At 43.1% G+C, this 13,815-nt stretch carries 11 protein-coding genes; 4 read left to right on the plus strand and 7 right to left on the minus strand.

What is annotated here, in order from left to right; translation table 11 throughout:
- On the minus strand, window positions 1-796 hold a 796-nt coding region (locus tag ACRC32_RS20275), incomplete at its 3' end, for a LysR family transcriptional regulator (RefSeq protein WP_438555667.1).
- 583 nt (window positions 797-1,379) lie between these two features.
- Window positions 1,380-3,410 (minus strand): NAD-dependent DNA ligase LigA, encoded by a 2,031-nt coding sequence (gene ligA, locus ACRC32_RS20280; protein WP_438555668.1) that lies wholly within the window; start codon window positions 3,408-3,410, stop codon window positions 1,380-1,382.
- A 533-nt stretch (window positions 3,411-3,943) separates the two neighbouring features.
- Here ligA and ACRC32_RS20285 point away from each other — a divergent pair.
- On the plus strand, window positions 3,944-5,176 hold the full coding sequence (locus ACRC32_RS20285; protein ID WP_438555704.1) for a glycerophosphodiester phosphodiesterase: 1,233 nt from the start codon (window positions 3,944-3,946) through the stop codon (window positions 5,174-5,176).
- 71 nt (window positions 5,177-5,247) lie between these two features.
- Here the strand turns inward: ACRC32_RS20285 and ACRC32_RS20290 are convergent, their stop codons facing one another.
- Both ACRC32_RS20290 and ACRC32_RS20295 read right to left on the minus strand, forming a co-directional pair.
- Complete coding sequence (locus ACRC32_RS20290; RefSeq protein ID WP_438555669.1) at window positions 5,248-7,662, minus strand: ATP-binding protein; 2,415 nt, start codon at window positions 7,660-7,662, stop codon at window positions 5,248-5,250.
- Between the two features lie 279 nt (window positions 7,663-7,941).
- Window positions 7,942-8,088: a hypothetical protein gene (locus ACRC32_RS20295; protein WP_438555670.1), complete on the minus strand. Its 147-nt coding sequence runs from the start codon at window positions 8,086-8,088 to the stop codon at window positions 7,942-7,944.
- Window positions 8,089-8,141: 53 nt separating this feature from the next.
- On the opposite strand from ACRC32_RS20295, the gene ACRC32_RS20300 reads away from it, so the two are divergent.
- On the plus strand, window positions 8,142-8,387 hold the full coding sequence (locus ACRC32_RS20300) for a hypothetical protein (protein ID WP_438555671.1): 246 nt from the start codon (window positions 8,142-8,144) through the stop codon (window positions 8,385-8,387).
- 99 nt (window positions 8,388-8,486) lie between these two features.
- On the opposite strand, the gene ACRC32_RS20305 is transcribed toward ACRC32_RS20300, so the two are convergent.
- The 3 genes from ACRC32_RS20305 to mnmG all read right to left on the minus strand — a co-directional run bounded on the left by ACRC32_RS20305 (window position 8,487) and on the right by mnmG (window position 11,650).
- Window positions 8,487-8,804, minus strand: coding sequence for a hypothetical protein (locus ACRC32_RS20305; RefSeq protein ID WP_438555672.1), 318 nt, complete (start codon window positions 8,802-8,804; stop codon window positions 8,487-8,489).
- A gap of 300 nt (window positions 8,805-9,104) precedes the next feature.
- Entirely contained in the window at window positions 9,105-9,674 is a 570-nt protein-coding gene (locus tag ACRC32_RS20310) for a TIGR04376 family protein (RefSeq protein WP_438555673.1), read from the minus strand.
- Between the two features lie 53 nt (window positions 9,675-9,727).
- Complete coding sequence (gene mnmG, locus ACRC32_RS20315; protein ID WP_438555674.1) at window positions 9,728-11,650, minus strand: tRNA uridine-5-carboxymethylaminomethyl(34) synthesis enzyme MnmG; 1,923 nt, start codon at window positions 11,648-11,650, stop codon at window positions 9,728-9,730.
- Window positions 11,651-11,834: 184 nt separating this feature from the next.
- Between mnmG and ACRC32_RS20320 the strand changes: the two genes are divergently transcribed.
- A complete protein-coding gene (locus ACRC32_RS20320) occupies window positions 11,835-12,962 on the plus strand; it encodes a hypothetical protein (RefSeq protein WP_438555675.1) in 1,128 nt (375 codons plus the stop codon).
- A 212-nt stretch (window positions 12,963-13,174) separates the two neighbouring features.
- The gene (locus ACRC32_RS20325) at window positions 13,175-13,798 is read left to right on the plus strand and encodes a GntR family transcriptional regulator (protein ID WP_438555676.1); all 624 of its coding nucleotides are present in this window, start codon (window positions 13,175-13,177) and stop codon (window positions 13,796-13,798) included.
- Window positions 13,799-13,815: the final 17 nt, after the last annotated feature.

Here is a 13,815-nt window from a genome sequence, read left to right on the forward strand (position 1 = left end):
TGTCAGTGTTAGCGATTGGACGAACGGCAAGGGTAGGATCGAGACGCGACTCTACTAGGGCAGACTGCGGCAATAAGGCGATCAGTTCTCCTTGTCGCGCTACTCCGCGAAAGGCATCGAGAGTATTCACTTCCAGCACGGCTTGGAGCGTAGCACCCAGGCGATCGAAACGCTCCTGTACTAAACGCTGCATCCCGTAACCATCTTTAAATACAACTTGAGGGTAGAGGATGAGTTCCGACCAGGGAATCTGCTCGTATTGTGCCAACGGATGATTTGCTCCCACCAAAACCTCAATGGATTCATCGTATAGCACTTCTGTCACCATTTCTGGGCTAGTAGTTAAGAAACGATTATTCATGACGATCGCCAGATCTACCAATCCATCCTTGAGGACTTTTAAAGCGCGATCGCTACCCAACGCCGTGACGCGCAGTTGGACATCGGGATAATTGCGACAGAATTTTTGTAGTACTGGAGGTAAATAGTGGGCGCACAAAGAATGGATTGCTGCAACACACAGTTCCGGTTGTTTTCCCGCCATCAAATCTGCTAGCTCTTCCGTAACGTAGCGCCATTCTTGGCAAATCTTACGGGCGCGGGGTAACAGTCTCTCTCCTGCCAACGTCAGCTTAGCCTGCGCTGTCCGATGAAACAGCTGCACTTCTAAGTCGGCTTCCAAGGCTTGAATTTGCCGGCTAATTGTCGATTGGGTAACTCCACATTTGCGTGCTGCTTGCTGAAAGCTACCTGATTCCGCGATCGCCAAAAAGGCTTGCAACTGTTCTAGCCGCATGATGATGTAGCCTGAATTACAATTTGAGGCATCAATCTAAATTAACCGATCTTGGCTCCAGGTTTAGTAGAACTTGATACAGCTCAACAGCTATCGTTGGAGAGTAAGTAGTGAGTTCAACTTTCCGTTTGGACGATGCTGTTGGTTTGAGAATGGCAATTGCTGGATGACTGGGTGCTAGCGTGCGATCGGACTGACTTGGATGCAGAAGTATGCCAATGTAAATATTGCATAAAGCTGCAACCAAAATAATAAGTGTTATTTCTATTCATCTTCTAAAAGTCAAAGTATCAAGTAAGATGCCTAGTTTCTATACTTTGTACCTTCACTATTAGAAGGGCAAGTTTTTTTAACTAACCTCAGTATTAATACGAAAAAATTCATTAATTTTTTTGTGAGTTCTACTCGCTACGCATCACTCTTCACTAATCAATACTTCTCGGTTAGAATGCATAGCTCTTGAAGATCCCCCAACCCCCTTAAAAAGGGGGCTTTAAGCTTTAAGTCCTCTCTTTTTAAGGCTTAACTAATAACCGATCGCTTTGTAGAGACGTTACATGTAACGTCTCTACACTGATAACTGTCAACTGTTTGCCATTTCTATCAACCGTGCTTCGTTTAGTGTAGAAATTCCTAGTTTTTGCGCCTTGTCTAATTTAGAGCCAGCTTCTTCACCGACAACGAGGAAATCTGTTTTCTTACTGACTGAATCTGTAACCTTACCTCCAGCCTTTTGAATCAATTCTTTTGCCTCATCCCGCTTCAGTGTGGGTAAAGTCCCAGTAATGACAAAAGTTTTACCCGCTAGTGGTAAGGATGCATCGTTTTGTCGAGACTCCTCAACCGCTTCCCCAGCTAACTGCAAACCAGCTGCTTGCAGTCGAGCAATTAAAGACTGATTTGCTGGAATGCGGAACCAATCATAGACCGAATGAGCAATTTCTGCCCCAATTCCGTAAACTGATTCAATCTCTGTGGTTTTTGCTGCTGCTAACTGCTCGACGGTAAAAAACTTTTGTGTCAATACCTGAGCGTTGACGCTACCTACGTGACGAATACCCAAACCATATAATACCCGCGACCAAGGTTTAATTTTAGAAGCGGCGATCGCCTGCACTAATTTTTCTGCTGATTTCTGCCCCATGCGTTCTAACTGCATCAATTTTTCAGCATTTAGATTGTAGAGATCGGCAACAGAACGAACCACACCGCGATCGACTAATTGGTGGACTAGCTTTTCCCCCATGCCATTAATATCTAAAGCATCTCGACTTACCCAATGTTCCAAGGCTCCCTTGAGAATTGACGGACAGGAAGCATTGACGCAGCGGGTAACTGCCCCTTCTTTGATAACGGGTTGGCTACATGTCGGACAGTGGGTAGGCATTTGAAAAGGTTGGGTTCCTGCGGGGCGTAGTTCTGGTAGTACCCGCACGACTTCAGGTATTATTTCCCCAGCCTTACGGACAATTGCCGTATCGCCGACGCGGATATCTAACTGAGCCACGCGATCGCTATTATGTAAAGTCGCGCGAGAAACCGTCGTTCCTGCCAACTGCACCGGACGCATGATTGCCATCGGAGTCAGCGCCCCCGTCCGTCCTACATTCACCGCAATTTCTTCGACGCGGGTAGGAGCTTCCTCGGCTGCATATTTCAAGGCGATCGCCCAACGAGGAAACTTTTGCGTAAATCCCAATTGCTCTTGTAGGGGTAGAGAATTTATCTTCACCACTGCCCCATCTGTCATGTAGGGTAAGTTCAACCTTTCGGTATCCCAATAGCGATAATATTCGGCAACTTCCTGCACTGTAGGACATAACTTGCGATGGGGATTCACCTTAAACCCCATCTGCTGTAATAACTCTAAAGCTTCCCACTGCGTCTGATACACGCTCGCATCATCTCTACCAGCAACGTGCAACGTATAAGCAAAGAAATCCAATCGCCGTTTATCGACAATGCGAGGATCGAGTTGGCGCAACGTCCCCGCCGCCGCATTACGAGGATTAGCAAATGGTGGTTCGCCCTTTTGCGATCGCTCTTGATTGATTTGCTCGAATACATCTAGGGGTAAAAATGCCTCTCCTCTCACTTCTACCCTTGTAGGAGGATTTTCCACCTGCAACCGCAAAGGAATCGAACGAATTGTCTTGACATTCTGGGTAATATCTTCACCCATCACGCCATCACCTCTAGTTACCCCGCGCACGAGTAACCCATTGTCATAAGTTAAAGCGATCGCCGAACCATCGATTTTGAGTTCGCATACATATTCCTGTAGAGACGTTGAATGCAACGTCTCTACAGGCACATTTCTCCGCCAGCGTTGTTCCCATGCCTTCAATTCGTCAATGTTAAAAGCATTTTCCAGACTGTAAAGCGGGATGTTATGACGCACTGAGGAGAACTGGGTAGCGGGTTTTTCTCCCACCCGTTGCGTCGGACTATCGGGCGTAACTAAGTGCGGATAGTGGGTTTCAAGTTCCTGTAATTCCCGATACAGTTGGTCGTAAACCGAATCTTCCATTATCGGGTTGTCTAGAACGTAGTAAGCATAGCTAGCGTTTTGCAATAACTGCTGCAATTCCCGTACTCGCTGTTCCACCAACATCTCCTTCTACATCGCACTTAGCGTTCTTTTCTAGGTTACTGAGTTTAATCCATATCGTCGCCTCTATAGAGGACTGACTTTAGTTTATTTGTACTATTTTACGCAATAAACTGTAGAAAATCTCACTAAATCTTGATTGTTTTTCCTGACAAGTTTAAACAAAGCAAATTGAATTACGCAAATTGAATTACATAGACACATAACCTAAAAATTGACTCGATCTGTTTATTTGATATTTTTAGCAATTTCAGATCGTTCGCAAACGATAGGTAGTTTTATCAAAGGGTATTGCCCGCTATATATTGATATTCCACGCATTAAATAGAACTTCTATATTTCAGAATATTAATTATTTCAACTAATAAAAATAATTTTAATTTTTAGTTAATCATATCTTAATTATAAAACCGTATATTCACTGAGGTATAGCTAATTTAATGGTTGGTTGAATTACCAATCAGTCCTCCTGAGAATTAATAGCCAATTACCTATTACCAACTACCAATTACCACTTTGTCATGAGGAGTGAAAATATGTTGCGTCTTTCTCGCTTAATCGTGCTAGCATCAGCAGTTGTAGCACTAGTTGGTGCAGATAAGGTGGATGCACAGCGATCGCCAGCCGATACATTAACAGGTAAGCCGCCAATTGCGATCGGACACAGAGGTGCAAGCGGTTATCGTCCAGAACACACTTTAGCAGCATATGAGTTAGCGATCGCAATGGGTGCTGACTATATCGAACCGGATTTGGTTTCTACTAAAGATGGGGTTCTGATTGCACGGCATGAAAATGATATTACCGGAACAACAGATGTCAGCGATCGTCCTGAATTTGCCAAGCGCAAAACGACTAAAATCATTGACGGTACAGAAATAACTGGATGGTTTACTGAAGACTTTACACTAGCAGAAATTAAAACTCTTAGAGCTAAAGAACGCATACCCGAATTGCGTCCAGGTTCGGCACAATTTGACGGACTTTATAAAGTACCAACTTTGCAAGAAGTCATCGATATAGCTAAACGCAAAAGTATTGAAACTGGAAGAGTCATCGGAATTTATCCCGAAACAAAACATCCTACTTACTTTGATTCCATCGATCTATCTTTGGAAGAACCTTTAGCCAAAGTATTGCGAAAAAATAATTTGGATGATGCTGACGATCCAGTATTTATTCAATCTTTTGAAACTGCAAATTTAAAGCAATTAAACAAATTAGTTGATGTTCCACTAGTACAATTATTCGATGAAGCTGATGCCAAACCCTACGATTTTGTCGTCAGTGGCGATTCGCGTACCTATGGCGATCTAACATCTCCTGAAGAACTAGCAAAAATTGCCGAATATGCCGATGGAATTGGACCTTTTAAAAGATTAATTATTCCTAGCGAACCTGTGGATGAAGATGGAGATGGCAAGCCAGATGATGTAAACGGCGACGGACAACTGAGCGAAGCTGACAGACGCTTAGCAGCAGAACCAACATCTTTAGTCGATGACGCACACGCCGCAGGTTTACTCGTCCATCCGTATACTTTCCGCAACGAATCCTTCTTTTTAGCTATTGACTATGACAATAACCCAGAAGCCGAATACGAGCAATTTTTCCGCTTGGGTGTAGATGGCTTATTCAGCGACAACCCAGATACCGCTTTTGTCGTCCGCAACCGTGTCGCCTGTGGAACGCAAAATCCCAAGTACAGCCAACAAGGAAGAAATCGCCGGGTTTGGAATCCTGGAGGTACGGGAAATCCTTGTTTGTAAAATGTCACGCAAAGACACGAAGACGCTAAGCATTCTTTGCGCCTTCGCGTCTTTGCGCGATCGCATCCAAACTAAAGCGTGAAATAGAAAGTTGCACCCTTTCCCACCTTACCTTCCGCCCAAATTTGCCCCCCGTGACGGTGAACGATCCGCTGGACGGTGGCTAATCCAATCCCCGTACCTGGAAATTCAGCAGGTGAATGCAAGCGCCCAAAAGCTACAAAGAGTTTACTAGCATAATTCATATTAAAGCCCGCACCGTTGTCGCAAACAAAATACACGACTTGACCGTTTTCTTGCCGCAAAGTACTAAATTCAATCCGAGGTTGGGTTTGATTCGCTGTATATTTCCAGGCATTATTCAGCAAATTTTCTAGCAGCACGCCCAACAATCTAGCATCTCCACTAACAATTATTTCTGGCGCGATCGCCCATTCAATTTGTCTTTCTGGCTGCGTTTCCTCAAGCTTGGCGGCGATTTCAGTTGCTAATTCGCTCAAATTGACTTCCGTACGTTGCAACTCGCTCCGATTCACCCGCGACAAAGCTAGCAAACCATCTATGAGTTCGCCCATCTGTTTTGTATTACCATGGATGCGCTGGAGATAATCTTTACCGCGATCGTCTAGCTTGTCTGTGTAACGACTGAGTAATATCTGACTAAAGCCATCAATCTGTCGTAATGGCGCTCTCAGGTCGTGAGAAACTGAATAAGAAAATGCCTCTAATTCTTTGTTAACGGCTTCAAGTTCGGCTGTGCGATCGCTGACACGGCGTTCTAAGCTTTGATTTAATTCTCTAATTTCTTGCTCGGCTCGTCGGCGATCGCTAATATCAGCGAAGGCAAGGATCGCATAGACAATATTACCGCGATCGTCTCGAATTGGTGTAGAGCGGACTTCAAGGTGAATGACTTTACCATCCCGATGCAGCGATAAATCGTCAACAGTTACAGTTTCGCCTTTTAATGCCCGCATTACTGGTAATTCCTCAGTCGGGTAGGGGCGATCGCCACGGTAGACCTGATAAAGTGTTACTAATTGTTCTGATGTAGCATCCGAGATAATCTTCCCGAGTAGATGCTGTGCTGTTTGATTGGCGTAAGAGATTTTCCCCGTTGGATCGTGAACGATTATGCCAACTGGTACAGCTTCTAAAAACTGATACAATTGCCGTTCGCTAGCTGATAGCGCTGCGTTCAAGTCTTGCATCTCGGCAAAAGACTTTTGCAATTTCACTGCCATACTGTTGAAGGATTTAGCCAGTTCTCCAATTTCATCAGAACGTCCGAGTTCTTCTACTGTTTTATCCCATTCTCCGTTGGCGATATGTTTAGCACTAGCGTTTAAGCGTTGAATTGGTTTGGCAATCCATCGAGTTGTAAAAATTCCAATTATGACTGCTACGAGTAAAGCCATAACACACAGTAGAACTGTTGTCCGAGTCGTAGCGTAGATATCCTCCATGAAATCGGCTTCTGGAATGACTGCGACTATCAGCCAATCAATCCCCCAACTATCTCGAAAAGGATGTACGTCTACAAAATATCGCTGGCGATCTTGGCTAAATTCCAGCTGTTGTGGGCGAGCGATATTTATTAATTTGTTCGAGTTTGTAGTTAGATATCGCGCCGTAGATCGAACTAATGGATTTTTACTTTCTGATGCTTTGAGGCGTTGCAATTTGCCTCCTTGCGCAATCGAGAATGGCTGGTAACTATCTGAAGAGGCTACCAATAAACCAAAGCGATCGAGGATAAAAATTTGTCCCGATCTACTAATTGAAATATGTTGTAGATAATCACTAATTCTTGAGAGTTTTAAAGGAGTATCTAAGACCCCAAGTAGATTTCTGTTTTGGTCGTAAACTGGTAAAACTGCATCGATCGCCATCTCTTTTTGATTGAACCAAATATAAACAGGACTCCACGCAGCTTTACCCTTTTGAACTGCTTCTTTATACCAGGGACGAGTTCTTGGCTCGTAATATGGAGTGACTTGAACGAGTTTTCCTCGCTCTCCTTGACTGTTGACTGTATATGTATAATATTTGGGATTAGATGGATCGTTTACAACTTCAATATGCAGCCTGCCATCTCTGAGGCGATCGATCCCGACATACTCTCCTTTCTGATTTCCCCACGCTGTATAGGGAACGATCTCAAACGACTGCATTTGGTTTAGCAATAAGCTTTCAAATTCATCTAAAGGTGCTTTTGTTAAACTCTCTTCAATGACGTTTTGATTGACTTGATTGAGTAGATGTGGTGTTTGTAAATAAGTTTTTAGCTGTAAGTAAAGGCGTTCGGCAATCTGAGTTTGCAATCGTTCGGCAAGATCGTTGACTGCCCTTTGTCCATTTTTAAACGAAAGATTTCCTACCAATCCTACTACTGCAATAACTTGCAACACAAAAGCAGTTAGAAGTAGATTTTGTAAAGAAGTCTTACCTAAGACTTGGGTAGGGAATTTATACAGAAATCGCATAGAGTTCTAAACTTGTTGCCGGATCGAAGCCGCGATCGCGTCGGGGCAATTCTCGAACGCAATTGCATTGTTGACTTATTCCTCTTAATATTTGCATTTGATAACTGAACGTCATTCACGTAAATTTAACTACTAATAATTATAGAAACAGTTGTTTTCTTAATAAATATTTTATTACACTAATTAATATTACATGAAGCAATCATTTCCATGAGCGCGTCATGGAGAAAATCTTTGTGATGTCAATCTTTTGCAATATTTCGTATAATAAAATGACATTTATCGAGTTAAATTGGGAACAAAGCCAAATGAATCTGGCGATCGCGTCCAGAGTGGTAATATCTGCTGAGATGTAATGTCGCGCAAAGACGCAGAGGCGCAAAGGAGACTTCGCGTTTTTACCAGATCGTCCATAGAAGCTGTCATTTAGGTGAGAAATCGATTATCCTCTATCTAGCTACAATTGTGAGGAAGTGGAGATGAGAATCTGGATCGCCTGCTTTTTTATCCTATTTGCGATCGCTCAGTTATTCGACTGGATGAAACACTTGTCCCTGCCGCTACCTATTTATATATTAGGAGGATTGTTTTTAGCGATCGGTTCAAATTCTAACAAAAGTATTTTTGGTAAAGTTATTGACGATCTCTTAGCTGGTGCTGACTATCCTGGCGATCGATCTGGATCGGATAGTGGCGATCGTATTTTAGATGAAACAAAATCGTAATCAGTTGTTAGTGACTAGTGGCTGGTGGCTGGTGACTATATACTAAGAATTCAGCTACGCACCACACACCACTCTCTGGATCGTTACTCGCTGTTTCTATCAGTTTAAAAAACTCATAAAAATAGAAATATTTGTCATAAATGTAACTACTGCACCAATAATGACTCCTTTCATTCTGCCCCACTGTTGCGTGCGTTTTAACCAAAAAATAATAGGAATCGCATAAAATAATTGCCATATTCCTAAATAGAATCCTACTAAAATTGTATTTGCAGCTAACAGAGGATTAAACGTGCTAACAAAAAATGCTACGATTTTTAATACTGTTAAAATAGCCAGATGAATTCCCAGTAAAAAAAACAATCCAGAAAGGACTTTTTGAAATTCTTTTTGATTGAATCTTTTTTTAGTTTTCATTGTTATTAATACTCTTTAGCTATATTTTCATCTTTATCTACAACAGACTGCTAACAACTTAAGATAGCTTAAATCGAATTGCCAAATGGGATTATTCTACCACTCAATTGAACGATCTTAAGACAAAACGCTTTCACGATCGCACGTCAAAGATATCGCCTCAAAAAGATCGCGTCAAAATCCTTTTCCTATTGGGCGATCGCCATTGCCTCTCATCAGGTCGGCAACTAGGTTTAATGATAAAATCTGAAAAATCTTGTTTTCAGTATTTTGACTTTTACCTTTTAACTGTTGCCTTTCTCATTTACCCAAATTCCGTTTTAGCTTTTCCAACTCATCGTCAGTTTCCCAACGGCGAAAAGCTGCATCCAAATCGTCTGCACCGCTGGAGAAGCTGCGACTTTGATTCCAGCCAGCCGTATCAAAGCGTTGAGAAGACTGAGTAGCACGATTAGCCTGCGCTTGTGCGGCTTTTGCTTGTACCTCCTGACGGCGTTGCTGCACTTTTTTGAGTAATTCTTTAGCTTGACTAATCCGTTCCTTAATTCCTTGCATTTGTCCCCAGCGTTGATTTCCTTCGCGCAATAACGCTGCTTCTCGCTGCTGTGCTGGTTCTGCTAAGTCAAGCCGATTAGCCGCTTTTGCCTTCTCAATCCGAATGTGCCATTTTTGAATTTCTTGTGCTGTAGTGAGAACTTCGTCCTGCGATCGCTTTTCTTGTAACTGGAGTTCTGCAATTAACTTTAAAGTATCTTCCTCTTGTTGCCGCAACTGTTCCGATAGCGCTTCTATTTCTAGATGGGGATTGTTCCGCAAGAATTCTTCTAAACGGCTTTCTAAAAAACGGCTGAAATCGTCAAATAAACCCACTGTGAGAACTCCAAGTAATAAATGTAGGGTGGGTACAATGCCCACCCTACTGTCTATGCTAATACTGTCGATTCAGTAGAGGTACGACGAGAACGCACCTCCAAGTAAACCAGCAGTGCGTTTACATCCGCTGGATTTACACCACCAATTCGCACTGCTTGTCCGATAGTCAGCGGTCTAACTTTAGCCAGTTTTTCCCGCGCTTCTTTCGAGAGGGTGTCAATTGCCCCATAATCTAAATCTGGAGGTAAGGGACGATTTGCTTGACGGGCGATTTGGTCGATTTGATTTTGCTGGCGTTGTAAATAGCCAGAATACTTAATTTCAATCTCCGCCGCTGTTTTTTCTACCAGACTCAGATCGGTATTGCCCAATCCGTGAGTTTCTAAATTGGTGTAGTGGAAACCAGGACGACGCAACAGATCGGCCAGAGTAATCGAACCTTTAATTGCTTGTTGAGTCGCAGAGGCGATCGCAATTCCGATCTCGTCGTGTTCCTTCAACCGTGTCGTATGCAACCGTTCTTTTTCAGCGGCGATATTTGCTTGCTTGCATGTAAACAATTCCCAACGGCGATCGTCAATTAAGCCGATTTCTCTACCTATGGGAGTCAAACGGCGATCGGCATTATCCGATCGCAACAATAACCGATATTCCGAACGACTGGTCAGCATCCGATATGGTTCGCGTAAGTCTTTGGTACACAAGTCATCAACTAACGTGCCGATATAACTCTGTTCGCGGGGAAATACGATAAATTCTTGGTGACGGACAAATCGCGCTGCATTCACCCCAGCGACAAAACCTTGGGCGGCGGCTTCTTCGTAACCCGTCGTACCGTTAATCTGTCCCGCACAGAATAAGCCTTCAATTTTCTTCGTCATCAGCGTGGGATAGCACTGCGTTGCGGGTAGATAATCGTACTCCACCGCATAAGCAGGACGCAGCATAGCACAGTTTTCCAAACCGGGTAGCGATCGCAGCATTTGCAACTGAATTACTTCTGGTAGCCCTGTAGAAAACCCTTGAATATAAAGTTCGGGAATATCTCGTCCTTCTGGTTCGATAAAGATTTGGTGGCTTTCCTTGTCGGCAAACCGGACGATCTTATCTTCGATACTGGGACAATAGCGCGGTCCCTTCGCATCCACCCAACCGCCATACACGGGCGACATGTGTAAGTTTTCCCGAATAATTCTATGGGTTTCTGCCGTCGTGCGGGTAAGGTAGCAAGGCACTTGTTCCCGTTCTACCCACATTTGAGGATCGAAACTAAACCAGCCGACTTGTTCATCTCCTGGCTGAATTTCTAAATTACTATAGTCTACCGATCGCTTGTCTACTCTGGCGGGAGTTCCCGTCTTCAATCGTCCGGTTTCAAAACCCAGCTTATTTAAAGTATCCGTCAATCCTTCTGCGGCAAATTCTCCGGCGCGTCCGGCGGACATAGATTTATTTCCTACCCAGATCCGTCCGCCGAGGAACGTTCCTGTTGTCAGTACGACTGCTTTGCACTCAAACGCTACGCCAAAGTAAGTTTCTACCCCGACAACTTCATCGTTTGCACCCAGAACTAAATCTGTCACCATCCCTTCACGAATTGTCAGATTCTCCTGATTTTCTACGATGCGCTTCATGACAGCCGCGTATTCCCGCTTATCTGTCTGCGCCCGCAACGCCCAGACAGCCGGTCCTCTAGAAGCATTCAGTATCCGCTTTTGCAGATACGTGCGGTCTGCCATTTTGCCAATTTCTCCACCCAAGGCATCCACTTCATGAACGAGTTGGGATTTAGCGGGACCTCCTACTGCTGGATTGCAAGGCTGCCAAGCAATTTTATCGAGATTCAGTGTTAGCAGCAAAGTTTTACAACCCAGGCGTGCCGCAGCTAGGGCAGCTTCACAACCAGAATGCCCTGCGCCGACGACAACGACATCATAGGCATCGAGAAATTGAACGAAGGTGTGCGATCGCATGGTCTTGCTTGACTTGAAAGCAGTAGTTACCAATCTCGATTGTAACCGTTTCGACCGTCTCCGAAATTTTGGCGATCGCTTCACACTCTATTTGCCGACTATCCAGCAGTTTTACTGAGGAAGTTTGCCGCAGGCATACTCTAATTTAGATGTGAATAGCTCGGAATCTGACAAAAATTCACTTATGTCTGGTGTTTTCAGTCTTCTCTATCGCAAATGGTTGAGTAAATTAGAATACTTACTCATAGCAATTTCTATTCTTAGTTTTATTGCTTCTTTCTCAGGCAATAATAATTTTACTATTCTAACGCCGATCTTTTTATTTTTATCTCTGCACGCTAATATATCTAAACAAAAGTATCTGCATGAAAGTCGTCAGCCACAAGAGCGAGTTTTTCAACTAGAACAGCTTGTCCTATCTCGCGATACTAATCTTGCTGACATCCAAGCTACATTATCCGAAATCGATAAACTCTATATAGAATTTTCTCAAATTCAGCAGCGATTTGTTAGCATAGAAGATTTTTTAAAACCATACAGGCTTGCAACTCAAAACTTAAATTTACAGCAACTTCTCAACGGGGTAGAAGCAAACATTAAAAGGACGGAACGGCAATACACTCAGGGTCAAATATTAGAATCACAACTAAAATTACAAGAACAGATTGCTCAATTAGAAGAACAATTGTCAAATAGTTTTCAAAGCTATACACTAGCCCCCAACAACTTTCAGGATAAACTTAAGACGTTGACTCAGCAGATTCAAGATTTAAGTATTCAGGTAGCAAGCTACTCAGATATTCAAGCCGAAGATCGAGTTCAACAGACGCAAACTAATGAAAAAGTTCAAAAGTTAGAGCGGCAGTTTAATGGTTTACCATTCATTGAATTCTTAAATCGGATAGCACAATTAGAAGAACTTAACGAACAAGTTAAAAATAGCTTGATAGAATCTAAGCGCGTCACAAAATCTCTGAAAGGAGAGGTTGAATCGGTCAGTCAAAAACTCCAATGTATAATTGCAACAGCCTCAACCGCACAAACTGAAAATTGCGATCGCCAGCCATCTTCAGAACTACAAGCAAGCTACGAGCAAAATGCAGAAATGACTCAGCGTCTTGCTAAAGAAATTAGCTCTTTACGCAAACAAACACAAGCAATTTTGAGTAGTTTATCAGCTAGAATTACCCAGCTACGTATAGAGGTCGATAAGCAGCAACACCATTCTGAGATATCTCCAGCTAAAATCCCAGGAAATACAGACGAACTAGCAACCTGGGCAGGAGAAATTGGCGATCGCATTCCCAAGTAAGTGTACGTTGTAGGTGTACGTTGTAAGGGCGCACGTCTGTGCGCCCTTACATATCGTGGTGCAAGATTTCATAACTATAACTAGAAATTGTAGATTGTTGACAATCTACAATCTACAATCTATCATTCTTCGTAGTGCTAACCTTTTGAGGTATTAAGAGGTACGAAGTGGTGGAACGCAGACACTCGAACCTAGCAATAGTCGCGAAAAGTTTGGACATTCAAGCAGCTGAGGCGATTCGGGAACAAATTCTCAGTGGTGGATTTCCGCCTGGTTCGCGCCTGCTAGAAATTCCGCTATCAGAACAACTCAATCTCAGTCGGGGAACGATCCGTTCTGCATTACAACAGCTGACTTACGAGGGTTTGGTGGTACAAATTCCCTACAAAGGTTGTGCTGTGTTGGAACTGAGTTCTCAAGATGCTTGGGAACTGTATACGTTACGCAGTGCATTAGAAGGTTTAGCCGCCAAATTAGCTGCTGCTGCAATGACAGCCGATAAAGCGGAAATTTTAAATAGTAGTTTCAAACAACTGATCGAGGCAACAAAAAGCGATCGCCGTGGTAAAGTTGCAGATGCAGACTTTGCCTTACATCAAGCGATCGTCCAGCTATCAGAACATCAGAGATTGCTACAACAATATCAAATTGTCGGACAACAAATTCGCTTGTATATTGCCTCTTGTAATACTCTGATTCCCGATGTCGAAGAAATTATCGAACAACATAGGTTATTAATTGAAGCAATTTGTTCTGGAAATACAGCTATTGCCGAACGAATTGCGAAGGAACATAATGCCGATGGGGAAGAATTGATTAAACATTTAAAAAAATAGAAATCAAAAACTTTTAA

Source organism: Chroococcidiopsis sp., assembly GCF_051657925.1.
In the GTDB taxonomy this organism is placed as follows: Bacteria; Cyanobacteriota; Cyanobacteriia; order Cyanobacteriales; family Chroococcidiopsidaceae; genus Chroococcidiopsis.

What these genes read in the sequence shown, in the direction of transcription:
- ACRC32_RS20285 (WP_438555704.1), top strand. Translation starts at nt 3,944, where the DNA reads ATGTTGCGTCTTTCTCGCTTAATCGTGCTAGCATCAGCAGTTGTAGCA.
- ligA (WP_438555668.1), bottom strand. Translation starts at nt 3,410, where the DNA reads ATGTTGGTGGAACAGCGAGTACGGGAATTGCAGCAGTTATTGCAAAAC.
- ACRC32_RS20290 (WP_438555669.1), bottom strand. Translation starts at nt 7,662, where the DNA reads ATGCGATTTCTGTATAAATTCCCTACCCAAGTCTTAGGTAAGACTTCT.
- ACRC32_RS20320 (WP_438555675.1), top strand. Translation starts at nt 11,835, where the DNA reads ATGTCTGGTGTTTTCAGTCTTCTCTATCGCAAATGGTTGAGTAAATTA.
- ACRC32_RS20300 (WP_438555671.1), top strand. Translation starts at nt 8,142, where the DNA reads ATGAGAATCTGGATCGCCTGCTTTTTTATCCTATTTGCGATCGCTCAG.
- mnmG (WP_438555674.1), bottom strand. Translation starts at nt 11,650, where the DNA reads ATGCGATCGCACACCTTCGTTCAATTTCTCGATGCCTATGATGTCGTT.
- ACRC32_RS20295 (WP_438555670.1), bottom strand. Translation starts at nt 8,088, where the DNA reads ATGACAGCTTCTATGGACGATCTGGTAAAAACGCGAAGTCTCCTTTGC.
- ACRC32_RS20305 (WP_438555672.1), bottom strand. Translation starts at nt 8,804, where the DNA reads ATGAAAACTAAAAAAAGATTCAATCAAAAAGAATTTCAAAAAGTCCTT.